The sequence below is a fragment of the Streptacidiphilus sp. MAP12-20 genome (genome assembly GCF_041262525.1).
Lineage (GTDB): Bacteria > Actinomycetota > Actinomycetes > Streptomycetales > Streptomycetaceae > Streptacidiphilus.
Genome location: NZ_JBGCCK010000003.1, coordinates 348370 through 372597 on the forward strand (window position 1 = coordinate 348370; position 24228 = coordinate 372597).

Annotated in this window: 19 protein-coding genes and 1 tRNA gene; 17 read left to right on the forward strand and 3 right to left on the reverse strand. The window is 71.6% G+C overall.

Going from position 1 to position 24228, the window contains the following annotated elements; translation table 11 throughout:
* Positions 1 to 2 precede the first annotated feature (2 nt).
* From ABIA32_RS06045 to ABIA32_RS06055, 3 genes are all read left to right on the forward strand, one after another.
* Positions 3 to 710: a response regulator gene (locus ABIA32_RS06045; protein ID WP_370092789.1), complete on the forward strand. Its 708-nt coding sequence runs from the start codon at positions 3 to 5 to the stop codon at positions 708 to 710.
* 164 nt (positions 711 to 874) lie between these two features.
* The gene (locus ABIA32_RS06050) at positions 875 to 2257 is read left to right on the forward strand and encodes a glycosyltransferase 87 family protein (protein ID WP_370092790.1); all 1383 of its coding nucleotides are present in this window, start codon (positions 875 to 877) and stop codon (positions 2255 to 2257) included.
* Positions 2258 to 2326: 69 nt separating this feature from the next.
* A complete protein-coding gene (locus ABIA32_RS06055) occupies positions 2327 to 3874 on the forward strand; it encodes a N,N-dimethylformamidase beta subunit family domain-containing protein (RefSeq protein WP_370092791.1) in 1548 nt (515 codons plus the stop codon).
* 7 nt (positions 3875 to 3881) lie between these two features.
* Here ABIA32_RS06055 and ABIA32_RS06060 read toward each other — a convergent pair whose 3' ends face one another.
* A complete protein-coding gene (locus ABIA32_RS06060; RefSeq protein WP_370092792.1) occupies positions 3882 to 5540 on the reverse strand; it encodes a penicillin-binding transpeptidase domain-containing protein in 1659 nt (552 codons plus the stop codon).
* Between the two features lie 135 nt (positions 5541 to 5675).
* The gene (locus ABIA32_RS06065) at positions 5676 to 7502 is read right to left on the reverse strand and encodes a dolichyl-phosphate-mannose--protein mannosyltransferase (RefSeq protein ID WP_370092793.1); all 1827 of its coding nucleotides are present in this window, start codon (positions 7500 to 7502) and stop codon (positions 5676 to 5678) included.
* 587 nt (positions 7503 to 8089) lie between these two features.
* Here ABIA32_RS06065 and rsmI point away from each other — a divergent pair.
* Both rsmI and ABIA32_RS06075 read left to right on the forward strand, forming a co-directional pair.
* Positions 8090 to 8935 (forward strand): 16S rRNA (cytidine(1402)-2'-O)-methyltransferase, encoded by an 846-nt coding sequence (rsmI, locus tag ABIA32_RS06070; protein ID WP_370092794.1) that lies wholly within the window; start codon positions 8090 to 8092, stop codon positions 8933 to 8935.
* 250 nt (positions 8936 to 9185) lie between these two features.
* Positions 9186 to 9587: a hypothetical protein gene (locus ABIA32_RS06075; RefSeq protein ID WP_370092795.1), complete on the forward strand. Its 402-nt coding sequence runs from the start codon at positions 9186 to 9188 to the stop codon at positions 9585 to 9587.
* 32 nt (positions 9588 to 9619) lie between these two features.
* Here the strand turns inward: ABIA32_RS06075 and ABIA32_RS06080 are convergent, their stop codons facing one another.
* Entirely contained in the window at positions 9620 to 11425 is a 1806-nt protein-coding gene (locus ABIA32_RS06080; RefSeq protein ID WP_370092796.1) for a protein kinase, read from the reverse strand.
* Between the two features lie 90 nt (positions 11426 to 11515).
* On the opposite strand from ABIA32_RS06080, the gene metG reads away from it, so the two are divergent.
* From metG to ABIA32_RS06140, 12 genes are all read left to right on the forward strand, one after another.
* Positions 11516 to 13123, forward strand: coding sequence for a methionine--tRNA ligase (gene metG, locus ABIA32_RS06085; protein WP_370092797.1), 1608 nt, complete (start codon positions 11516 to 11518; stop codon positions 13121 to 13123).
* Between the two features lie 220 nt (positions 13124 to 13343).
* On the forward strand, positions 13344 to 14219 hold the full coding sequence (locus ABIA32_RS06090) for a TatD family hydrolase (protein WP_370092798.1): 876 nt from the start codon (positions 13344 to 13346) through the stop codon (positions 14217 to 14219).
* A 130-nt stretch (positions 14220 to 14349) separates the two neighbouring features.
* The gene (locus tag ABIA32_RS06095) at positions 14350 to 14985 is read left to right on the forward strand and encodes a transglycosylase family protein (protein WP_370092800.1); all 636 of its coding nucleotides are present in this window, start codon (positions 14350 to 14352) and stop codon (positions 14983 to 14985) included.
* Positions 14986 to 15013: 28 nt separating this feature from the next.
* Positions 15014 to 15910 carry a 16S rRNA (adenine(1518)-N(6)/adenine(1519)-N(6))-dimethyltransferase RsmA gene (rsmA, locus tag ABIA32_RS06100; protein ID WP_370092801.1) on the forward strand — a complete coding sequence of 299 codons (897 nt, stop codon included), beginning with the start codon at positions 15014 to 15016 and terminating at the stop codon, positions 15908 to 15910.
* A 110-nt stretch (positions 15911 to 16020) separates the two neighbouring features.
* Positions 16021 to 16950 (forward strand): 4-(cytidine 5'-diphospho)-2-C-methyl-D-erythritol kinase, encoded by a 930-nt coding sequence (locus tag ABIA32_RS06105; protein ID WP_370092802.1) that lies wholly within the window; start codon positions 16021 to 16023, stop codon positions 16948 to 16950.
* A 242-nt stretch (positions 16951 to 17192) separates the two neighbouring features.
* Complete coding sequence (locus tag ABIA32_RS06110; RefSeq protein ID WP_370092803.1) at positions 17193 to 18977, forward strand: ABC-F family ATP-binding cassette domain-containing protein; 1785 nt, start codon at positions 17193 to 17195, stop codon at positions 18975 to 18977.
* A 382-nt stretch (positions 18978 to 19359) separates the two neighbouring features.
* Positions 19360 to 19432: transfer RNA gene (locus tag ABIA32_RS06115), tRNA-Thr, on the forward strand.
* Positions 19433 to 19597: 165 nt separating this feature from the next.
* A complete protein-coding gene (locus ABIA32_RS06120; protein WP_370092804.1) occupies positions 19598 to 20272 on the forward strand; it encodes a LuxR C-terminal-related transcriptional regulator in 675 nt (224 codons plus the stop codon).
* A 179-nt stretch (positions 20273 to 20451) separates the two neighbouring features.
* The gene (gene galT / locus ABIA32_RS06125) at positions 20452 to 21579 is read left to right on the forward strand and encodes a galactose-1-phosphate uridylyltransferase (RefSeq protein WP_370092805.1); all 1128 of its coding nucleotides are present in this window, start codon (positions 20452 to 20454) and stop codon (positions 21577 to 21579) included.
* A complete protein-coding gene (gene galE, locus ABIA32_RS06130) occupies positions 21576 to 22553 on the forward strand; it encodes a UDP-glucose 4-epimerase GalE (RefSeq protein ID WP_370092806.1) in 978 nt (325 codons plus the stop codon). Before galT ends, galE begins: the two co-directional genes overlap by 4 nt.
* A 98-nt stretch (positions 22554 to 22651) precedes the next feature.
* On the forward strand, positions 22652 to 23842 hold the full coding sequence (gene galK / locus ABIA32_RS06135) for a galactokinase (RefSeq protein WP_370092807.1): 1191 nt from the start codon (positions 22652 to 22654) through the stop codon (positions 23840 to 23842).
* Between the two features lie 171 nt (positions 23843 to 24013).
* Positions 24014 to 24228, forward strand: a 215-nt coding sequence (locus ABIA32_RS06140; RefSeq protein ID WP_370092808.1) for an FAD/NAD(P)-binding protein, incomplete at its 3' end; no start/stop codon positions are given.

A 24228-nucleotide genomic window follows, 5' to 3' on the forward strand; every position in this document is an offset into this window, starting at 1 on the left:
CAGTGACGGCGGGGACCGGGGCGGCCGAGGCAGGGGCGGACGCGTCCGACGCGATCCGGGTGCTGCTCGTGGACGACCAGGAGATGGTCCGCGACGGACTGGGCGCCCTGCTGTCCACGGCCCCGGACATCGAGCTCGTCGGCGAGGCGGGCGACGGGCTGCGCGCGATCCAGTTGGCACGCGAACTGCGGCCCGATGTCGTGGTCATGGACATCCGGATGCCAGGCATGGACGGCCTGACCGCGACCGGATCGATCATCCAGAACGGCGGCGAGCAGGGGCCTCGCGTCCTCATCCTGACCACCTTCGACCTCGACGAATATGTGTACGAGGCGCTCGCGCGTGGAGCCAGCGGCTTTCTGCTCAAGGACGCCCCGGCGCGCGACCTGATCAACGCCGTCCGGGTGATCGCGGCGGGCCAGGCGCTGCTCGCCCCCTCGGTCACCCGTCGTCTGATCGCCGACGTCGCTCGCCGCCGCCGGGCCGGAAACCTGCGGCCCGAGGCCGTCTCCGCGTTGACGGCGCGGGAGCTCGACGTGTTGCGCCAGGTCGCCAGAGGCTTCTCAAACTCCGAGATCGCCGACGAGTTGGTGCTCTCCGAGCAGACCATCAAGACCCATGTCGGGCGGATCCTGGCCAAACTGGAGCTGCGCGACCGCACCCAGGCAGTCGTTTTCGCCTACGAGCACGGCCTGGCCGGCGGCGACTGAGACGGTGACCCGAACGCGACCCCATCGGCGACCGACCCGGCCGCGCAGGCGGTGACTGAAATGGCCTCGGCGGCGACTCCAGGTGGCCCCCTACTGGGGGAGGATGGGTGAACAACCCTGGAGTGTGACGACAGCACGGCCCGTCCCTTCCTACGCTTGGCAGTGTGACGACGACTCATGCCCGTTCGGGGGAGGCGCGACGAGCCGCCGCGCGCCTCTGGCTGCCACGCCAGCGAGCCGAGCAGCATGCCTCCGGACCCGATGGCCCCTTCTCGACGGGGGCGTTCCGCCGCCTGCCCTGGGTGCTCGCAGCCCTGGGCTGCGCCGGCTGGGCCTTCGCGTTCCCGCTGATCTCCTCCCTCGCCTCGCAGCGCGCCTGGGGCTGGTCCGCAGGCGTCGGGTACCTGCTCGCGGCGCTGAGCGCCGCACTGTTGCCGCGCCCGCACGCCCTGCGGGCGGCCGTGGGGATCGCCCTGGCCGGTGCGGTCGCCGTGCCGCTGGGCCTGCTGCTGGCGCGGGGCGAGGCCCAGTCCGAGGTCTGGGTCGTGCAGGAGTCGGCCACCCGGCTGCTGCACACCGGCAGCCCCTATCTGCTGCACCCGACCAACTGGACGGGCTACACGCCCTACCTGCCAGGCATGACGCTCTTCGGCTTCCCGCACCTGATCCTGCCGAGCGTCCTCGGGGACGCCAGGGTCTGGTTCCTGGTGACCTTCCTGGCCTGCCTCGTCGCCACCTGGCGGCTGTTGCGGGGCGGGCCGCTCGCGGTGCCGCTCGCCGCCGTCGTCGCCTCACCGCTGGTCGCCCTGCCGGCGGCGGTGAGCGGCGTGGACCTGCCGATGATCGGAGGCTGCTGCCTGGCGCTGGCGCTGGCCGGACGCGGCCACGGCGCGCGGGCGGGCGTGGTGCTGGGCCTGGTCTGCGCGCTGAAGTGGACGGCGTGGCCGGCGGTGCCGGTCGCGCTGCTGCTGCTCCTCCAGGTGCGCGGGCGCCGCGCGGCACTGCGCGGGGTCGGTTGGACGCTGCTGGTCGGCGGCGCGCTGGTGCTGCCGTTCGCACTGGCCTTCCCGGGCGCGATGCTGGAGCAGGTCGTCCGCTTCCCGCTCGGCCTCTCCACGGTGAAGACCCCGGCCGGCAGCCCGCTGCCTGGCCACCTGCTGGCCCAGCTGGGCCCTGCCGGGCGAACGGCGTCGCTGGCCCTGTTCGGCCTGGGCGGCCTGGCCATCTGCGTCTGGCTGCTGGTCCGCCCGCCTCGTGACGCCAAGGCGGCCTGCGACCGGCTGGCGCTGGGCGTGGCGACAGCGTTCCTGCTGGCCCCTGCGGGACGCTTCGGCTACCTGCAGCTCCCGGTCCTGCTGGCCCTCTGGCCCCGGCTGGCCCTGGGCACGAGCCGAGCCCTCATCCCGGCGCTGCACGACGACTGCCCGGCCCCGGACGGCGCCCCAGCCCCAGCGCCCCCACCCGCCGAAGCCGACCCGGCGCCTGGCCCCGACCCCACGCTCGCCGAACCATCCAGCACCCGGTCGGCGCGCTCCGCCCATCCCTGACTGCCCGCGCTCGCCACGACGCGTGGGTAAGGTCGTTCGGGGGTGACCGTCGGCCGAGGAGGCAGCAGGGTGGAGGAGAGCGGGGATCGGGGTCTGCCGCGTAGGAGCGTGCTGGGGGCGGCTGCGGCCGTCGGCGCGGGGCTGGGCTTGGCGGCCTGCGAAGCGGGTGGCACGGCGAGCGGCGGACATGCGACCCAGGTCGCCGCGCCCAAGGGCACGGCCTCCACATCCGACGCGGCGGAGCAGGGCAAACCCGGCGCCGCCGACTGGCGGGTCACCCGCCTCGGCGCGCCCGAGGACATCGAGGGCTACGCCGACCGCGCGTCCGTCCGTCCGGGCGAGCCCGTCGCCCTGCACGTGTCGACCACCGCGCCCGGCTTCACCGTTTCCGCCTACCGCGTCGGCTGGTACCGCGGCACGCAGGCCCGTCTGGTCTGGAAGTCCGGCCGAGTCGCGGGACACAAGCAGGCCGCGCCGGTCATCGTCCCCGCCACCCGGACCGTGCAAGCGCGCTGGGCGCCGAGCCTGACCCTCGACACCACGCGCTGGCCGGAGGGCGCGTACCTCCTCCGCCTCGACGCAGAGAACCACGCCCAGCGCTGGATTCCGCTGATCATCCGCTCCGCCGACGCGCGCGGGCGGGTGCTGATCATGCACGGGACCGCCACGTGGCAGGCCTACAACACCTGGGGCGGCACCAGCCTCTACCAGGGTGAGAACGGCAGCTACGGCTCTCGCGCGCTCAAGGTCTCCTTCGACCGGCCCTACGACGACAATGGCGCGGAGAAGTTCCTGGTCTACGAGCGTGCCCTGGTGGTCCTCGCCGAGCGGCTCGGCATCCCGCTCGCGTACACGACCGGCGTCGACGTCCACAGCGACCCGTCCATCCTCGCGGGTGCGACCGCCGTCCTCTCGCTCGGCCACGACGAGTACTGGACCCCGCAGCAGCGCCAGGCCGTGACGAAGGCGCGCGACGCGGGCACGAACGTGGCCTTCCTCGGCGCGAACACCTGTTTCCGGCGGATCCGCGTCGAGGACGCCGGGCGTACCGTCGTCTGCTACAAGACCGACTACCGCGACGACCCGGCCTACCTCCAGGACCGCGCACTCACCACGACGGACTTCCGCTCCGGTCCGGCCGCCGACCCGGAGTCGTCCATGACCGGCGTCCTCTACGAGGGCTATCCGACCGATGCGCCGTACGTCGTGCACGCCCCCGACCACTGGCTCTTCGCGGGCACGGGCGTGCGCGCGGGCGACTCCTTCGCGCACCTCGTGGGGGTCGAGTACGACAGGGTGATCCCGAGCGCGCCGACGCCCCGGCCGATCGAGATCCTGGCCCACTCGCCACTGGTCTGCAACGGCAACCACAGCCACTCGGACACCGCGTACTACACCGCCCGCAGCGGCGCGGGCGTCTTCGCCTCGGGCACGATGCGCTGGGTCGAGGGACTGATGGCCGGCGGCCACGACGACGGTGGCGACCACGGCATGGACGCTCGCACGGCGGCGTTCGTCACCAAGGCGACGGAGAACCTGCTCACCGCCTTCGCCCTGGGCCCGGCGGCGAACCACCGCCCGGCGCCCAGGGACAACGTGCAGTCGGTCTACGGGTGACGGCGGCTCAGGAGCCGGTCGTCTGCAGCAGCTCGCGGACGACGTAACCGGCGGAGTCGACCCCGGAAGTGCCGCCGAGGACCACCGACGACACGGCGATCTGGCCGTTGTAGGCGGTCATCCAGCCATCGGTCGTCGTTCCGACCTCCGCCGTGCCGGTCTTGGCGCCTACGCCCGCGAGATCGCCGAGACGCGGAGTCGCCGTGCCACCGGTGACGACCGCGCGCATCAGCGTTTTCAGGGCGCTGTCCGTGCTCTGTGACAGGGAGGAGGGAGCCGGCGTCTGGGTCTGGCCGGGCAGGATGATCGGCTGGTGGAACGTTCCTGCCTTCACCGTGGCCGCGACAGAGGCCAGCGCCAGCGGGGTCAAGGTCACCTTGCCCTGGCCCATGAACTGGGCCGCCCGGTCGCCGCCGGAGACATCGGCCGGAATGGACGGGTCGGTGGTGGCGACGCCGCCTCCGATGGTCCAGCTGCCGAACCCGAAGTACTGCGCGGCCTCGTTGTGAAGTGCGTCGGCGGGCGTACCGTCGTGCAGCAGGTAGTGGCCCCCGCCGTAGACGAAGGCGGTGTTGCAGGACCGGGCGAAGTCATCGGTGATGCTGGCGTTGAGGTTCTTCGGGACGTCCTTCTCGTTGTGGAAGACCTGACCCGAGGCGAGTTGGGTGGTGTCGCACTTGAGCGTCGAGGTGGGCGTCAGATTCGCCTGGTCGAAGAGCGCCGCCGCAGTGAGGATCTTCATGGACGACCCGGGAGGCTGGGTGCCGTTGATCGCCAGGTTTCCGCTGCTGCCGGAGTAGGCCAGGGCAAGGATGTGCCCGTCGCCGGGGCGGACCACGGCCACGCCGGTGCTCTTGCCCTGCAGTACCTTCTGTTTGACGGCCTGCTCGGCCTTCGCCTGGAGCTGCGCGTTGAGCGTCGTCTTGATCGTCTCGGCCTTGGGCTTGGTGAACACCGTGGCGGGCGCGACCTTGCTGCTGTCGCTGCCGATGATCTCTACGCCCGTGCCGCCGCCGCCCCCGCTCGCGGTGGAGTTCTTGGCGATCGTGGCCAGGATGTCCGTCAGCGACGGGTACGCCGCAGCCGTGAGCGGAGCGCCGTTCTCGTCCGTGACCTTCACCGAGCTCGCGTCCGCTGTCACCGCTCCGGCCTGGACGGACTGGCCGTCCTTCAGCTTCGGGAACAGCACCGACGACGCCCAGTGCACCGCCGTCTGGCCGTTCGTGCTCTGCACGACGGAGAGCGTGCCCTGGTACGTCCAGGTGCCGCCCTTCACCTGGGCGCTGACGTCATAGTTCACAAGCGTCGCATCAGTGTTCTGCGTCGACGTGCCGGCCGCCTTGACGTTGGTGAAGGTGACGCCCGTCAGGCCCAGCCGGTCGTGGTAGCCCTGCAGCGCGGTCTCCGCGGTCGACGGGGAGTCGGTGTCGCTCGCCGCGCCGGCGTAGTGCGCGGGGCCGCTCTGCCAGGACTGGAGGAAGGCCGTCGCCAGCTTCTGCGCCGCGTCGCCGCTCGGCGGTGTCGTCGCCAGTGCGGTGGGGTCGAACGTCGGCGCCGCAGTCGGGCCGCCCACCACCCCGTGCACGAGGTTGTAAGCGCCGACGCTGCCGACCGTCAGCAGCGCCGCTGCCGCGACGCCGACGCCGATCTTCGCCCCTCTGTTCATGGTTCCGCCGTTCCCCCCGCACGCAGGTGACACAAGTGTCCGATCGGAACGGATCGTACGTGTGCATCCGCAGGGGAGGAAGGTGAACCGGGAAACCGTTATCCGCTTGCGCCCCGCACGAGATCGGACGGGATATCAGATCCAGGTCGGCCACCACATGCGCGCCCGCCAGTCGTCGATGGGAATCACCTCGGCGTTGTAGAGCGGAAGGAAATAGAGGAAGTTGGCCATAATCGCCAATACCAGCACCCCGGCCCCGATGCCCCCCAGCAGGCGACGGTCGCCACGGGCCCGGGCGGAGCCGAGAATCGCGCCGATCATGAAAGCCACGGCCAGTGCCAGATAGGGCTCGAAATCGATCGTGTAGAAGAGAAAGATCGTCCGCTGCTGCCACTGGAACCACGGGAGATATCCGGCCGCGACTCCGCAGGCAATCGCCCCGGCCCGCCAGTCCCGCCGGAAGATCCACCGGTACAGCGCGTAGACCAGCGCGAACGTCGCAGTCCACCACAGCAGCGGAGTTCCGATGCCGAGCACCTCGCTCGCGCACTGAGCGACCGTGCAGCCGCTCTTCCCCGCCGTCGGCGACTCGTAGTAGAAGGAGACCGGCCGCGCGTTGACCAGCCAGCTCCAGGGGTTGGACATGTAGGTGTGCGGGGTGTGCAGGGTGGTGTTGAAGTTCCAGATCTCCGAGTGGTAGTGCCACAGGCTGCGCAGCGGCGCGGGCACCCAGGTCATGTCGATCTGCGGCAGGTGGTGCAGCGGACCCCACGCGTCGGGGGAGAGCCCCTTGCGGCCGTCGGCCCAGGTGCGGTCGTATCCGCCCTTGGTCAGCAGCCAGCCGGACCAGGACGCGATGTAGGTGAGCAGCGCGACCACGACCGTCGATACGAAGGCCCACGGCGCGTCGTGCAGTGCCGCGGTCAGGTAGGGCCGCCGGGCTCCCGCGGTCTTGCGCGCGGCAGCGTCCCAGAGCACGGTCATCACACCGAAGAAGGCGACGAACCAGAGCCCGTTCCATTTGGTCGCGCAGTCCAGGCCCAGGCAGACACCGGCCAGCAGCCGGTACGGCCGCCAGCCCAGGCGTGCGGCGGAGGCGGCGGCGTCGTTCGGCGGGGAGCCGGGCTGGTCGGCGGTCGCACCGACGAGGTCGGCGAGGCGGGCCCGGCTCCGGTCGCGGTCGAGGAGCAGCAGGCCGAAGGCACACAGCGCCCAGAACATGACCATCTGGTCGAGCAGTCCGGTGCGGCTCATCACGAAGTGGAGGCCGTCGACGGTCAGCATCAGCCCGGCGAGGCAGCCGAGCAGCGTCGAGCGGAAGAGGCGGCGGCCGATACGACAGACCAGCAGCACGGCGACCGTGCCGAGCACGGCGACCATGAACCGCCAGCCGAAGGGGTTCAGGCCGAAGAGCTGCTCGCCCAGGCCGATCACCCACTTGCCGGCCGGGGGATGTGCGATGAACTCGGCACCCGTGGGAGTGGGGATGTGCTGGGGGTTCTGCAAGATGAGCGAGTTGGCGTTGTCCGCCCAGTTCCGCTCGTAGCCGTAGTGCCACATGGACCAGGAGTCCTTGGCGTAGTACGTCTCGTCGAAGATGATCGCGTTCGGCGTGCCCAGCTTCCAGAAGGTCAGCAGACCCGCGAAGCCGGTGATCACGAGCGGACCGATCCAGCTGGCCCAGCGGCAGAGGAAGAGCCAGAGACCGGGCGGCATCCGGAGTCCCAGCCGCGCCAGCATCGGCGAGGGAGCGCCGGTCGCCACGCCGGGACCGTCCGGCATCGGCGGCACCAGACGGTCGCGCAGCGACGTCCGCTCGGGGGCGCGGTAGCCGTACCGGCCGAGCCGCCGCTGCCACGCCGTCAGCGGCACGTGGCGCCTGGGGCTCGCGCCGGTGGTGCCGTCACCCTCGCCGGATGCGGGGGTGGCAGCGGTCAGCGTGTCCGTCCTGTCTTCATCCACGCGAGCATCGTAGGGGCGGATCCTGTCTGCGCCAGCGGTGGCGCGTGATCCCGCTGGGGCGGGTGGGTCGGCGAAAGCCGAACTTGTCGCGATTTTCGCGACAAGTTCGGCCGCGGGGGACTGCGGTGCAGCCGCCGAGGGGGAGACCGACTGCTCCCGGCCTGGCGGTGCGGCGCGCGGTCTCGCGTGATCGGCAGGACCGGGCACCGACCGGCGTAACAAGGCGTCGGCGCCGGTGCTGGCCAGCCGGTCGGACCTGGCCGTCGCCGCCGGCCCGGCCGAGTTGGAGCTCGAATCCGCCGACCTACGTTCTGCGGCCAGGGTGCGGCCTCGCCTGGTGGACCTGCTGGCGCGGTCGTCCCGGTGTCCGCAGGGTCGGGCGTCACAAAGCGTCGGCGCCGGCCGGCCGGTCGGATCTGGCCGCCACACAGTCTCGCCGAGCTGGAATCAGTGCACCTGCGTACGGCAGCTGTGCCGGTGCGGCGTCGCCAGGTCGACCTGCCGGCGCGGTCGTCCGGGGGTCGGGCCGGGCCGCCAGGCCGCCGGTTTGGCAAAGCCGGAGCCGGACAGGATGGGACGATGGGCGGGTGACAGGTCTACTCGTGCTGGCTGGAACCCCCATCGGTGACGTCGAGGACGCCCCGCCGCGGCTCGCGAAGGAGCTCGCGGAGGCGGACGTCGTCGCCGCCGAGGACACGCGGCGGATGCGCAGGCTGGCGCAGGCGCTCGGCGTCGCGCCGACCGGGCGCGTCGTCTCCTACTTCGAGGGCAACGAGGTCGGCCGCACACCCGAGCTGATCGAGGCGCTGCGCGGCGGCGCGCGGGTACTGCTGGTGACGGACGCAGGCATGCCGTCGGTCTCCGACCCCGGTTACCGGCTGGTCGCGGCTGCCGTCGAGGCGGGCATCCGGATCACGGCCGTCCCAGGTCCGTCCGCGGTGCTGACCGCGCTCGCGCTCTCAGGGCTGCCGGTGGATCGTTTCTGCTTCGAGGGCTTCCTGCCCCGCAAGGGCGGCGAGCGCGGCGCACGTCTGCGGGAGCTGGCCGCGGAGCCGCGGACGATGGTCTTCTTCGAGTCGCCGCACCGGATCGAGGACTCGTTGAAGTCCATGGCCGAGGCATTCGGGGACGGGCGGGACGCGGCGGTCTGCCGTGAGCTGACCAAGACGTACGAGGAGGTCAAGCGCGGCTCGCTCGGCGAGCTCGCCGAGTGGTCGGCGGCAGGCGTGCGCGGCGAGATCACCGTCGTGGTCGCCGGAGCGCCGGCCACCGGACCGGTCGAGGTGGACGCGGCGGAGCTGGCCCGTCGGGTCGCGTTCCGGGTGGACGCGGGGGAGCACCGCAAGGAGGCCATCGCTGCGGTCGCCGCCGAGGCCGGCCTGCCGAAGCGCGAGGTCTTCGACGCGGTGGTGGCCGCGAAAAGCGCACCGTAACGCCTTGCTGCACGCGGTGGCCTGCCCTGACTTACCTCCGGAGCCAAACGGGCGTACGGTGACGGGATAGGCAAATAGCGGACAAAGATGCGCCCTCGAAACCGCCGCGGTAGGTCGCGAGTGCGTCAAAATGCACCAACTCTCCCCCAAGAATTCCCGGCCGACGGCTCATTACCGCATTCACCGGGAAAACATGAGGACGAGAAAGTCCCGCGTCGGGCGGACGCCCGCCGGGCTCTGGGAGAACGTCATGAGCGAAACCTCCGTGCCCACCCGCCGACAGCCCATGGAGACGGCCCACGAGGCGTACTCCTTCGCCTGCCTGAACTGCGGCTTCGTCTGGGAGCAGGCGTACGAGATCGAACACAGCGTCGACTACAACGGCCGGATGGTCTATCGCTACCGGGCCAACGGCGTGCCCGTGGCCTCACCCCTGACGCACCCCGGTTGCCCGGGCTGCGGCGGCGAGCATGTCCGGATCATGGCGGCCGGGCGGGTCGCCACGGTGACCGAGAGCTGGCACCCGCACAAGCCGGCCGCCGAGACCGAGGCTGCAGCCGAAGCGGAGCCGGAGGCGTCCGCCGTGGAGGCATCCAAGCCGACCGGGCGGTGGCGGCTCCACCTGCCGTTCCACTGGCATCGTCGCAGCTGAGACGCCATATCCGCATCCGCTGAGCGCCCGCCTCAGGTCGTTGTGGGGGACGGTGTCGACGCGCCCGGGCGCGTGGTCGGAGACGGCGATACACAGTCCTGCGGCTGTGTGAACAGAGTGATCGCGGTGCCGGCGCGCAGCGCGCCCTCCGTGGTGGGTTGCGGGTCCTGGGCCTCCACGGTGCCGACGGGGTCCGTCGCCGGGCCGCAGACGTTTCCGGGCAGATTGCTCACGTTCGTGAATCCCTGATTGCCGAGATCGGTGACCGCCGTCGCCACGGGTCGACCGACCTCGCTGGGGTAGGCCTTACAGTCGGCTGCTTCCGCTGTCAGCCGGACCGTGTGAGTGGAGGCGACCATCGTGCCGGAGGCCGGACTCTGGCTCAGCACGCCGGTTGCCCCGCGCGCGTTGCCGTCGCAGGTCAGCGTGGTCCGGACGGTGTCGCGGGCGAACCCGGCGGCGACCAGGTCCTGCTGCGCCTGACTCACCGTCTCGCCGACCACGCCCGGGACTGTGATCGTGACGGCGGCGTTCACAGTCGCCGATCCCGACGCCGACGCCGAGGTGGTTGCCGACGCAGAGCCGCGTGCCGACCCCGAGGGGCTGAGAGTCGTGCCACCGGTCGCGCTGTTGCCGCCGGAGGAGTGGCGGGTCAGCGCCCACACGCCGGTGGCGAGCAGAGCGAGCAGCAGCACGGTCGTCATCAGCAGAGCCACGCGACGTCCCCGCCGGCCGGGACCGGCACCGGACCGCTGCGACTCGCGCCTCGTGACGCGGTTGGTCGACGCCGGGCCGTCGGGCGCGGCCGCCGCGCCGAACACCGCAGGTGCCGGTCCGAAGCCGGGCGGCGGCGGGGTCGGCCGCTCCGACGCTGTGGGCGTGGGCGTCGACGCGGGCATGGGGGTCGCCCGGGCAGGGGTCGCTGCTTCCGTCGAGCCGGCCAATGAGCCGATCCGACTCGGCAGCTCGGCCTGGACGCGCTCGATCATGCTGGTCAGTTCGACCGGTAGCCAGGTCTGCGTCGGCTCGGCGCCCTGGCCCGCCTCCTCCAGCAGGTCCAGCAGGGCGTCCGGGGTGGGGCGAGCGGCCGGATCCTTGTCCAGGCATGAGGCGATCAGCGCGCGAACGGAGGCTGGAACCTCCTCCAACTGCGGTTCCGCGTGCACGACCCGGTAGAGGAGAGCAGGCGTCGCACCCTCGCCGAAAGGCCCGAGAGCAGTGGCCGCGTACGCGAGCACCGCTCCGAGCGAAAAGACATCGGTCGCCGGCGTGACCGGCCGTCCCTCGATCTGCTCCGGCGACATGAAGCCCGGCGAGCCGACGACCATGCCGGTCCGGGTCAGCTCCGTCGCCTCCCTCGCCCGCGAGATCCCGAAGTCGATCACTCGGGGCCCGTCGAGTGCCAGCAGCACATTGGACGGCTTGAGGTCCCGGTGCACGACGCCCGCAGCGTGGATCGCGGCCAGCCCCTCCGCGAGCCCGGCCGCCAGCGCGACCACCGACCCGACCGGCAGCGGTCCGCGCTCGCGGACCGCCTCGCTGAGCGTCGGCGCGGCCACGTACTCCGTGGCCAGCCACGCAGTCGCCGCCTCCGTGTCGGCGTCCAGCACCGCCACTGTGAACGCCCCGCCGACCGCCCGTGCCGCCGCGACCTCCCGGGCGAACCGGGCGCGGAAATCCGCGTCGTCGGCCAGCTCCGGCCTGATCACCTTGAGCGCGACCCGTCGCCCGCCGCGTGAGCGGGCCAGATAGACCCGGCCCATGCCGCCTGCGCCCAGCCGCGCGAGCAGTCGGTACCCGCCGAGTTGCTCAGGATCGCCGTCCTCGAGCGCCTGCATCCGCCCACCCCCTCGCCCCCACAGAAGGCTTCCCCCTCACGCTCTGATCACTCGGGCGGACGCACCTCCCGCGGCCGATACCATTGCGGCATGACCGCCGTCCAGAACCCCGGTAAGAGCTACTACGTCTCGACGCCGATCTACTACGTCAACGACCGCCCCCACCTGGGCCACGCCTACACCACCGTCGCCGGCGACGTGCTGACCCGCTGGCACCGCCAGCGCGGCGAGCAGGTGTGGTACCTCACCGGCACGGACGAGCACGGTCAGAAGATCATGCGCACCGCCGAGGCCCACGGCGTCTCACCGCAGGAGTGGTGCGACAAGCTGGTCGAGGAGGCATGGAAGCCCCTCTGGAAGCACTTGGAGATCGCCAACGACGACTTCATCCGCACCACGGAGGACCGCCACACGGCCCGGGTGCAGGAGTTCGTCCAGGACCTCTACGACAAGGGCGAGATCTACCAGGGCGGCTACGAGGGCCCGTACTGCGTGGGCTGCGAGGAGTACAAGGCCCCGGGTGAACTGCTGGACGGCGAGGGTGAGTTCGCAGGCCAGAAGATCTGCGCGATCCACAAGAAGCCCGTGGAGATGCTGAAGGAGGAGAACTACTTCTTCAAGCTCTCCGAGTACGGCCCCAAGCTGCTGGAGCTCTACGCCGCCAACCCCGACTTCATCCAGCCGGAGTCGGCCCGCAACGAGGTCGTCCGCTTCGTCGAGCAGGGTCTCCAGGACCTCTCCATCTCCCGCTCCACCTTCGACTGGGGCGTGCAGATCCCCTGGGACCCGAAGCACGTCATCTACGTCTGGGTCGACGCGCTGCTGAACTACGCCACGGCCGTCGGCTACGGCTCCGACCAGGCCAAGTTCGAGGCGACCTTCCCGGCCGACGTCCACCTCGTGGGCAAGGACATCCTCCGTTTCCACGCGGTGATCTGGCCCGCGATGCTGATGGCCAACGGCCTGCCGCTGCCCAAGCGCGTGGTCGCCAACGGCTGGCTCATGGTCGGCGGCGAGAAGATGAGCAAGTCCAACCTGACCGGCATCGCGCCGCAGGACCTGACTTCGCACTTCGGCGTGGACGCGTACCGCTACTACTTCCTGCGGGCGATCCCCTTCGGCACGGACGGGTCCTTCTCCTGGGAGGACTTCTCCGCTCGCTACACCTCCGAGCTCGCCAACGACTTCGGGAACCTCGCCTCGCGCGTCGCGGCGATGGTCGGCAAGTACTTCGGCGGCGTGCTGCCGGAGGCCACGGCCTCCGGTCCGGCGGAGACCGCGCTGGCGGAGGGCCTGGCCAAGGCGGTCGCGGAGTCCGACGACAAGATCGGCGAGAAGCTGGACTTCGCGGGCGGCATCGCCGCGATCTTCGAATTCGTCAAGCAGGTCAACGGCTACCTCACGGAGCAGGAGCCGTGGAAGGTCGCCAAGGACGAGTCCCCCGAGGGCCAGGCCCGCCTGGCGACGATCCTCTACGCGGCGGCGGAGTCGCTGCGCGGCATCGCAGTGCTGCTGAACCCGGTCATGCCGCGCGTCTCCGGCCTGCTGTGGGATTCCCTCGGCGCGGAGCCGGCGCTGGGCGCGCTGGCCGAGCAGCGCGTCGGCGAAGCCGCGCGGTGGGGCACGCTCCCTGCGGGCGTGACGGTCACCAAGGGCGAGATCCTCTTCCCCCGCCTCGAAGAGAAGAAGAACGACTGAGGCTCAGTTGCAACAAAGGGGCGCGGGGCTCTGCTTGATTAACTGCGCGCGCGAGAAACCACCCTCCCCCAGCCTTCGGCCGGGAGGTGCCCCCGTGCGGATGGCCCTGCGCGTTCGGGGACACACCGCATCGGTCGCTTGTCGCGCACGCAGTTGATCAAGCAGAGCCCCGCGCCCCAGAGCGTTTGCAACTGAGCCGTGTGAAGTAAAGGATCTCCCCGTGGCCCGATCGAAGAGTGACCCCGCAGCGCCGCCCGTCCCCGCGCCGCTCCGCGTCGCCGTCGCGGACTCGCACACGCATCTGGACATGCAGGACGCCACCCCCGAGGAGATCCTCGCCAAGGCGGCCTCCGTCGGTGTGAACACTGTTGTCCAGGTCGGCTGCGACGTCGCGGGTTCACGATGGGCGGCCGAGATCGCCGGGGTTCACGCGAACGTGCACGCCACCGTCTCGTTGCACCCGAACGAGGCGCCGCGCATCGTCCTCGGTGACCCCGACGGCTGGAGCGGTCAGAAGCGGGTTCCCGGCGGGATGGCCGCGCTCGAGGCGGCCCTCGCGGAGATCGACGCGCTGGCCGCGCTGCCGCAGGTACGCGGTGTCGGCGAAACCGGTCTGGACTACTTCCGCACTGGGCCCGAGGGTGTCGAGGTGCAGCAGGAGTCCTTCCGGCGGCACATCGCGCTCGCGAAGAAGCACGGCAAAGCGCTCGTGATCCACGACCGGGACGCGCACGAGGACGTGCTGCGCATCCTCGCCGAGGAGGGCGCACCGGAACGCACCGTCTTCCACTGCTACTCCGGCGACGAGGAGATGGCCAAGGTCTGCGCCGAGGCGGGCTACTACCTCTCCTTCGCCGGACCGGTCACCTTTCCCGCCAACCACCATCTGCGCGCGGCCCTCGCGGTCACCCCGCTGGACCGGGTCCTGGTGGAGACCGACGCCCCCTTCCTCACCCCCGCCCCGTTCCGGGGCCGCCCGAACGCGCCCTACCTGATCCCGATCACACTGCGGGCGATGGCCGAGGTCAGAGGCATCGAGGAGGACGAGCTCGCGGCTGCGGTCGCCGCCAACACCGCGCGCGCGTTCGATTACTGACACTGCTGCAGACACCGCAGGCGCCTCTTCGTCACCACTCCTCCGGAGGCGTTACGCCGGCCCAGGGTCTTCGTTGGTCAGTCCGCAGGCTGCTGATGACGGACGACCGACGACGGGGCGGAGGCCACGAGTGAACGTTTCTTCAGGCGCGTCACCACGCACGTTGCCGCAGGCGCTGATCCTGGCTCTGCTGGTCGGCGGTACCGGCGCGTTCCTGGCCGAGGAGCCCCGCAGCGGTGACCCGGTCACCGAGGCGGCGGATGTCCTTCCCGACGGCACAGGTGACCCAGCAACGGCAGCGGACACGGCGACCGGGTCCGCCCCGCGCTCCGTCGATTCCCTCGCCCTGCCGCAGATGCCCTCGGCGCCGCCCGCGCCCCAGCTCCCGCACCGCGCGCGCCACGCCAAACCGAGCCACCGCGCAGCGGACCCGGCCCACCTCGCCGATCACACGGTCATCGCCGCCGGCCACGGCCGCCACCGCGCCGGGGCGGTTCCCGAGTTGCCGGGCATCCTTCACGCCGCCGGTGATCTCAACTGGTCCGCGCTCGCCCGCTGCGAGTCCGGCGGCAATCCCCACATCACCGACTCCTCGGGCCGCTACGGCGGGCTGTATCAGTTCGACGCCCACACCTGGCACAGCCTCGGCGGCCACGGTCTCCCGCAGAACGCCTCCGCCGCCGAGCAGACGGCCCGCGCCCGCGCGCTCTTCCACGAGCGCGGCACGGCCCCCTGGCCCTCCTGCGGCCGCCGCGCCGAGGGATGAAGGACGTGCCGCCCCGTATCCTTGCCGGGTGAGCACCACCGATCCCGACCAGCCCGTCGAGGCACAGTCCTCCGACGCCGCCCTGCTCGGCCCCGCCGACATCCGTGAACTGGCCGGGCGGTTGGGCGTGCGCCCGACCAAGCAACGCGGGCAGAACTTCGTCATCGACGCCAACACCGTGCGCCGCATCGTCCGCGCGGCGGAGGTGCGGCCGGACGACGTCGTGGTCGAGGTCGGCCCCGGCCTGGGCTCGCTGACGCTCGGGCTGCTGGAGGCGGCCGACCGGGTTGTCGCCGTCGAGATCGACGCGCTGCTCGCCCAGCACCTGCCGACGACCGTCGCCGCCCGGATGCCCGGGCGTGCCGACCGCTTCTCGCTCGTCCACGCCGACGCGATGACCGTCACCGAATTGCCCGGTCCCGCGCCGACCGCGCTGGTCGCGAACCTCCCCTACAACGTCGCCGTCCCGGTGCTGCTGCACATGCTGGAGCAGTTCCCCAGCATCGAGCGCACGCTCGTCATGGTGCAGGCGGAGGTCGCGGACCGACTCGCCGCGCAGCCCGGTAACAAGGTCTACGGCGTGCCGTCGGTCAAGGCCCAGTGGTACGCGCGGGTCAAGCGCGCGGGGTCGATCGGGCGAAACGTCTTCTGGCCCGCACCGAACGTCGACTCCGGGTTGGTCTCGCTCGTGCGGCGGGACGAGCCGCTCAAGACGACGGCGACGCGTCAGCAGGTCTTCGCGGTCGTGGACGCGGCGTTCGCGCAGCGGCGGAAGACCCTGCGCGCTGCCCTCGCGGGCTGGGCAGGCAGCCCGGCAGCCGCGGAGGCTGCTCTGCACGCCGCGGGCATCGACCACCGCCTGCGCGGCGAGGCACTGACGGTGGAGCAGTTCATCGCGATCGCGGAGAACAAGCCCGAGAACTGACTGCGCCGGGGGCGCCGACCCGCTTTGCCACAATGAGGCCCCCGCCCCCGCCCCCCGCCCTCGACCCGACCTCAGCCCGTCGCCCACAGGCCCCCAGGAGCACCCCGCCGATGTCCGTCGCCGACGTCACCGTCCGCGTCCCCGCCAAGGTCAACGTGCAGCTCGCTGTCGGCGGCCGCCGCGCGGACGGCTATCACGCGCTCGCGACCGTCTTCTTCGCGGTCGGTCTCTACGACACCGTCGCCGCGCGCCCTGCCGACACCCTGACGCTCACCGTGGAGGGCCGTGACGCCGCTGTCGTCCCCACCGACGACAGCAACCTCGCCGCCCGCGCCGCGCGTGCGCTCGCCGCGCACCACGGCATCGACGCGAAGGTGGCTCTCCACATCGCCAAGGACATCCCGGTCGCCGGGGGCATGGCCGGCGGTAGTGCCGACGGCGCGGCGGCGCTGCTCGCGTGCGACGCGCTCTGGGGTCTGGGCACGCCCCGCGAGACGCTCTTCGCACTCGCCGCCGAGCTCGGCAGCGATGTGCCGTTCTCGCTCCACGGTGGGGTCGCCCTCGGCGAGGGGCGCGGCGAGCAGCTCACTCCGATCCCGACCAGCGGCAGCTTCCACTGGGTCTTCGCGGTCGCCGACGGCGGCCTGTCGACACCCGCCGTCTACGGCGAGTGCGACCGCCTGCGCGAGCTCGCGGGCGGGCCCGGCAGCGCCGACGAGGGGCGGATCCCCGCACCCGCCGCCGACCGCGCGCTGCTGGAGGCGCTCGCCACCGGCGACGCCGCCGCGCTCGGCGCGGCGCTCAGCAACGACCTGCAGGCCGCCGCGCTCTCACTGCGCCCGGCCCTGACCGACACACTCCGCGCCGGCTCCGAGGCGGGCGCGATCGGCGCCCTGGTCTCCGGCTCCGGCCCGACCTGCGCCTTCCTGGCCAAGGACGCGGCCGAGGCCTCCGCAGTCGCCGCCGCCCTCGCCCTCTCCGGCACCTGCCGCGACGTCCGCCAGGCCGAGGGCCCGGTCCCGGGCGCGACCCTGCTCTGAGCTGTTGGCCCGCCGGGGTAAGTGGGGCCGTTGCTCGGGGGCGCGTGAAGAGGTACGAAGGCGACGAGGCATCGGCGTCCGGCCCTGCCCAGGGCTCGGGCGCAGCCACGGCACCGAGTCCCGCGGGCGCGCGCCGGGGCCGCGACCGATCCCGGCTCATGATCGGCGGGACGGGGTGAAGCCCGCGCCGACTACCCTGGTAGGTCGGTAGTTCCCCCAGCCCCCGCAGGAGCGCAGCACCCGTGGCAGTCAACCTCGTCACCGTCGAAGGCGTCACCAAGATCTTCGGCACCCGTGCAGTTCTCGACGGCGTATCCGTCGGCGTGAGCGAGGGAGACCGGATCGGCGTCGTCGGGCGCAACGGCGATGGCAAGACCACGCTGACGCAGATCATGGCCAGGCAGGAGGAGCCGGACAGTGGCCGGGTCACCCACGTCACCGGTCTGGAGATCGGCGTGCTGGCCCAGGGCGACGCGCTCGACCCGAACGCGACGGTCCGCCACGAGGTCGTCGGCGACCAGGCCGACCACGAGTGGGCCGGCAACGCGAGGATCCGCGACGTGCTGATCGGCCTCTTCGGCGGGCTCGACCTGCCGGGCTTCGCCCAGGGCCTGGACACCGTCATCGGCCCGCTGTCCGGTGGCGAGCGCCGCCGGATCGCGCTCGCGAAGCTGCTGATCGCCGATCACGACCTGCTGGTGCTCGACGAGCCCACCAACCACCTGGACGTGGAGGGCATCGCCTGGCTGGCCCGCCACCTCCAGGCCCGGCGCTCCGCGCTGGTCGTGGTCACTCACGACCGGTGGTTCCTCGACCAGGTCTGCACCCGGATGTGGGACGTGCAGGCCGGTGACGTGCACGAGTACGAGGGCGGCTACTCCGACTACGTCTTCGCCCGCGCCGAGCGTTCGCGGATCGCGGCGACGGAAGAGGTCAAGCGGCAGAACCTGATCCGCAAGGAGCTGGCCTGGCTGCGCCGCGGCGCGCCCGCGCGTACGTCCAAGCCGCGCTTCCGCGTCGAGGCGGCCAACGAGCTGATCGCGGACGTGCCGCCGCCGCGTGACCGGGTCGAGCTGATGAAGTTCGCCAACTCGCGCCTCGGCCGGACCGTCTTCGACCTGGAGGACGTGACCGTCAAGGCCGGCGACAAGCTGCTGCTGGAGCGGCTGACCTGGCACCTCGGCCCTGGCGACCGGATCGGCCTGGTGGGTGTGAACGGCGCGGGCAAGACCTCGCTGATGCGCGCGATGCAGGCCGCGTGGGCCAGCGGGGGCGAGCAGCAGCCGTCCGGCGGCAAGGTCGTGGTCGGCCGCACGGTGAAGCTCGCGTACCTCTCGCAGGAGGTCTCCGAGCTGCCTGGCACGCTGCGCGTGCTGGAGGCGGTGGAGGAGATCCGCGGCCGGGTCGACCTGGGCAACGGCCGTGAACTGTCCGCCGGCCAGCTCTGCGAGACGTTCGGGTTCACGAAGGAGAAGCAGTGGACCCCGGTTTCCGACCTGTCGGGTGGTGAACGCCGCCGACTGCAGCTGCTGCGCCTGCTGATGGACGAGCCCAACGTCCTCTTCCTCGACGAGCCGACCAACGACCTCGACATTGAGACCCTGAACCAGCTGGAGGACCTGCTCGACGGTTGGCCCGGCTCGCTCGTGGTGATCAGCCACGACCGCTATTTCGTCGAGCGCACGACGGACAACGTCTGGGCGCTGCTCGGTGACCGCCGACTGCGCATGCTGCCGCGCGGCATCGACGAATACCTGGAGCGCCGCGAGGCCGCGATCGAGGCTGCGACGCCGGCCCCGGTCACGAAGAAGTCCGGCGGCGACACCCGCGCGGCGAAGAAGGAACTCCAGCGCATCGAGCGCCAGCTGAGCAAGCTGGAGCAGCAGGAGACCAAGCTCCACGCCCAACTCGCGGACAACGCCGCCGACTTCGGCAAGGTCGCCGAGCTCGACGCGAAGCTGCGCGCGCTCAAGGACGAGCGCGAGGACCTGGAGATGCAGTGGCTGGAGCTCGCCGAGGACGTGTGAGCGTCGGCTGTTCTCCTCCACACCGCTGACGGTTCCCCGAAGTGGGCTCCGCACTTCGGTTGGGGCGTGGTCCGGCCGCGCGTCGCGCTGAGTGATCCGGGGGATCCGGGGCCCGCCGACGTGAATCCGCTGATTCCGGTTTCTGCGCCCTCCGCCGCGCCAAGTGCGACGGCGACCACCGCCCCACCCAGCACGAAGGCGGCCACCGTTCTCGTCGTCCGGCGGGGGAAGGGCGGGCGGGGTGGGCCGCCGCCTCCGCCGGGGGGTGGGGCTGCCCGGTGGGTACTACCAGGATCGGCCGAACCCTACCGACGGTCGCAGCCGTGAGCCCTGGGCCGGATTTCCCATCCGGGGCGCTGACCAGGTATGGTCTTCCTCGTTCGCCCCTATAGCTCAGTCGGTAGAGCGTCTCCATGGTAAGGAGAAGGTCTGCGGTTCGATTCCGCATGGGGGCTCCGCCATGAAGGCCCGTATCCGTTCGCACGGATGCGGGCCTTCTGCGTTAGATCCGGAGAATGGCCCATCGTTCCCTCGAACGAGCGCCGCCGTATGGCGCTCCGTAGGCGGAATGCGTTGTGATGGTGCGTCACACGTCGTGCCAGGGGAGGGCGGAGGACGCGGTGGGGGTTCGGCTCGTGGTCGTCGACGACCACCGGTTGCTTGCCGAGGCGCTGGCGGCTGCCCTGCAGTTGCGCGGGCACCGGGTGCTCGCCGTTGGCACGCCCACGGGGGTCGCCGCCGATCTGGTGGTGAACCGCAGGCCGGAGGCCTGTCTGCTCGGGGTGTCCCGGCCGGAGGATGCCACCGCGTTCGACGTCGTGCGCCGGATCCGCCGGGAGCGGCCGGAGGTCGCCGTCGTGGTGATGGGCAACGTCGACCATCTGTCCGCCGTCGCGGCGGCTTTCGCCGCCGGCGCTGCCGGTTACGTGCGGCAGGACGAGCGGATCGAGGTCGTCGAGCGCGCGCTGAGTCGCGTGCGCGCGGGGGAGGCGGCGGTCTCGCCGGATCTGCTGCGCGCCGCGTTCGACCAACTCCTGCGCCCGGCGGTGGAATCCGACGACGAGGCGCAACGCCTGCTGCGCCTGCTCACCCGCCGGGAGGCGGAGGTGCTGGCCCGGATCGCCGAGGGCCAGGACACTCAGGAGATCGCCGAGGGGATGCACATCGCGCCGAGCACCGCGCGCACCCACGTGCAGCGCGTGCTGGTGAAGCTGGGTGCGCGGACACGGCTCGAGGCCGCCGCGGTGGCAGCCAGGACCGGCCTGCTGGAACGCGTCGGCCGCGCGCCCCACTGAACTGGAACCCAACACTTCCGAACAACCTTCCCGAGCGATCCTTGCCCGGACGGTGTCTGCTGCTCACAGGGTGGTCTCGCGTTGCCCTGGGCTGTTGACTACTGCTTAATTGTGTTCGAATATGTTGAAGCGAGCGAGCAGCGAGAACGTCAGCGAGGCCGACCTTGGAGATCCCCGTAGTGAAGAAGACCAGCACGCGACTGGCCGACGGCCGTGAGTTGATCTACTACGACTCCCGTGACGACGCCGTCCGCAGCGCCCAGGACCAACGGCCGCTGCCGCAGAGCGAGACGCTCTCGGAGCTGCGCTACGACCAGGTGCTCGACGAGTGGGTCGTCGTCGCGGCCCACCGCCAGGGCAGGACCTACCACCCGCCTGCGGACGAGTGCCCGCTCTGCCCGTCCCGCGACGGGCGGCTGAGCGAGATCCCGGAGTCGGACTACGAGGTCGTCGTCTTCGAGAACCGCTTCCCTTCCCTCGCGCCCCACCCGCACCCCGAGCAGGTGCAGGCGACGCCGCCGCAGGTGATCCGTCCGGGAGCCGGACGCTGCGAGGTGGTCTGCTTCACCTCCGACCACGACGCCTCCTTCGCCGATCTCACCCCAGCGCAGGTCGGCACCGTGCTCGAGGCGTGGACCGACCGCACCGCAGAGCTCTCCACCCTGCCGGGCGTCGAGCAGGTCTTCTGTTTCGAGAACCGCGGCGCGGAGATCGGCGTCACGCTCGGCCACCCGCACGGGCAGATCTACGCCTACCCCTTCGTCACGCCGCGCACCGAGCGAATGATCGACGCCGCGGCCGCCTTCCACCGCCGCACCGGGCGCAACCTCTTCGAGGAGCAGCTCGACGCCGAGCGCCGCTCGGGTGAGCGCGTGGTCGTGGAGGGCGAGCACTGGACCGCGTTCGTGCCGTTCGCCGCGCACTGGCCCTACGAGGTGCATCTGTATCCGCACCGGCGGGTCGGTGACCTGCGTGCGCTCAACGATGCCGAGCGTGCCGAGTTCACACACCTCTACCTCGATCTGCTGCGCCGCTTCGACCTGCTCTTCGCGCCGGAAGGGGAGCTGCCGGAGCCGTCGGACCGGACCGTCAACCGCACGCCGTACATCGCCGCCTGGCACCAGGCCCCCGTCCGGCACACCCCGGGCAACGGCAGTGAGCTGGCCCTTCATATGGAGCTCTTCACCATCCGTCGTACGGTAGGGAAGCTCAAGTTCCTGGCCGGCTCCGAGTCCGGCATGGACGTGTTCATCAACGACGTCGCGCCCGAGGATGCCGCGCGACGCCTGCGGGAGGTCATGCCATGAGTCAGTACCTGGTCACCGGTGGCGCCGGTTACGTCGGCGGGGTCGTCGCGGCCCATCTGCTGGAGGCAGGTCACGAGGTGGTCGTGCTCGACGATCTGTCGACCGGTTTCCGCGAGTCCGTGCCTGAGGGGGCGCGGTTCGTACGCGGGCGGATCCAGGACGCGGGTGAGGTGCTGGACGGCTCCTTCGACGGCGTGCTGCACTTCGCGGCGAGTTCACAGGTCGGCGAGTCGGTCGTGGACCCGGAGAAGTACTGGCGCAACAACGTCTCCGGCTCGCTCGAGCTGCTGACCGCGATGCGGAAGGCGGGCGTGCGCCGCCTGGTCTTCTCCTCCACCGCCGCTGTGTACGGCGAGCCCGAGTCGACGCCGATCATGGAGACCGCGCCGACCCGGCCGACCAACCCCTACGGCGCCACGAAGCTCGCGGTCGACCACATGATCACGAGCGAGGCAGCGGCGCACGGCCTGGCCGCCGTGTCGCTGCGCTACTTCAACGTGGCCGGGGCGTACGGACGGCAGGGCGAGCGGCACGACCCCGAGTCGCACCTGATCCCGCTGGTGATCCAGGCCGCGCTGGGTGTCCGGCCGCACATCTCCGTCTACGGCGACGACTACCCGACGCCGGACGGCACCTGCATCCGCGACTACATCCACGTCGCCGACCTGGCCGAGGCACACCTGCTCGCCCTCGGCGCCGCCCGCCCGGGCGAGCACCTGGTCTGCAACCTGGGCAACGGCAACGGCTTCTCGGTGCGCGAAGTCATCGACGCGGTACGTCGTGTGACGGGTCGTGAGATCCTGGCCGTGACGGCCGGGCGTCGCGCGGGCGACCCCGCCGTGCTGGTCGCCTCCGCGGACCGCGCCCGTGAGCTCCTCGGCTGGAGCCCCAGTCGCGCCGACCTCGACGGGATCGTGGCCGACGCCTGGCAGTTCGCACTCTCCCTCGCCGGCGGCGCCCCCGCTGCCGGCTGACCGCCTCAGGCGACTACATCCACGTCGCCGACCCACTCGTCGCCGACCCACCCGCCGCCGACCGGCCCCGCCGCAGCGGAGAAGCAGGAGAACCAGCAGTGATCGAGCCGCTCGAGCCGCAGGAGCCGATCGCGGCCGCCGTCGCCAAGGACTTCACCGCGCTCTTCGGACGTGAACCAGAGGGCGTGTGGCAGGCGCCGGGGCGGGTGAACCTGATCGGCGAGCACACCGACTACAACGACGGATTCGTGTTGCCGGTGGCCCTGCCGCACGCCGCGCGGATCGCCGTGGCCAGGCGGGACGACGGTCTGGTTCGGGTGCACAGTTCACAGGGCGACGGCCGGGTGACCGAGTTCACAGTCGACTCGCTGCGACCGGGCTCCGTCCCGGGGTGGGCCGCGTATCCGGCCGGCGCGCTCTGGGTACTCCGCGAGGCGGGACACCCGCTCCCCGGGTTCGATCTGCACCTGGACAGCGACGTGCCGTTCGGCGCGGGGCTCTCCTCCTCCGCCGCGCTGCAGTGCGCGGTGCTGCTCGCCTGCGACGAGCTGCTCGGCCTCGGCATCGCGCGTCCCGTGCTCGCCAAACTCGCCCAGCGTGCCGAGAACGACTACGTGGGCGCGCCGGTCGGCGTCATGGACCAGACCGCCTCACTCTGCTGCGAGAAGGGCGCGGCGCTCTTTCTGGACACCCGGGACCTGGCGCAGCGTCAGGTCCCGCTCGACCTGGCAGCGGCCGGTCTGGTGCTGCTCGTGGTCGACACCCGCGTCGAGCACGGCCACGCCGACGGCGCCTACCGGCACCGCCGGGCGGGCTGCGAGCGTTCTGCGGCGCTGCTCGGCGTCCCGGCTCTGCGTGACGTCGAGGCGACGGGCGGTGCCGAGCTGGACGCGGTCCTCGCCCGCCTGCCGGAGGAGGAGCTGCGGCGGCTCACCCGGCATGTGGTCACCGAGAACGCGAGGGTGCTGGAGGCGGCGCGGTTGCTGGGCGCGGGCGAGGTGCGCGCGCTCGGCCCGATCATGACGGCCGGCCACGCCTCGCAGCGGGACGACTTCACCATCTCCTGCCCGCAGTCCGACACGGCGGTCGACACCGCCCTCGCCGAGGGCGCGCTGGGCGCGCGCCAGACCGGTGGCGGGTTCGGCGGCTGCGTGATCGTGCTGACGGTCCCGGACCGGGTGCCCGCGATCACCGCCGCGATCGAGGCGGCGTACGCTGCGCAGTCGGGCTGGAATGCGCCGAGCTTCTTCACGGCGACGCCCGCGCCCGGGGCGCGGCGCCTGGTCTGACGAGCGCGGATGAGACGCGACCCATAAGTGATCCTTATGGGGTCATAAAGCCGGAGCCACTACTGTGGCAGACGGGGCGCGGGTGAGGCTTGCCTTACCTGCGCTGCCCCTCGCTCCGCGCCTGCTTGATCGTCCGCCTGCTCGTCCGCCCGATCGAAGGATCCCGCTGCCATGACACGCCCTCTCCGGGTCGCCATCGTCGGTTCCGGCCCAGCCGGCATCTACGCCGCCGACGCGCTGCTCAAGTCCGACGCCGCACAGGACCCGGGCGTGTCCATCGACATCTTCGAACGGATGCCCGCCCCGTTCGGCCTGATCCGCTACGGCGTCGCCCCCGACCACCCCCGGATCAAGGGCATCATCACCGCGCTGCACCAGGTCCTCGA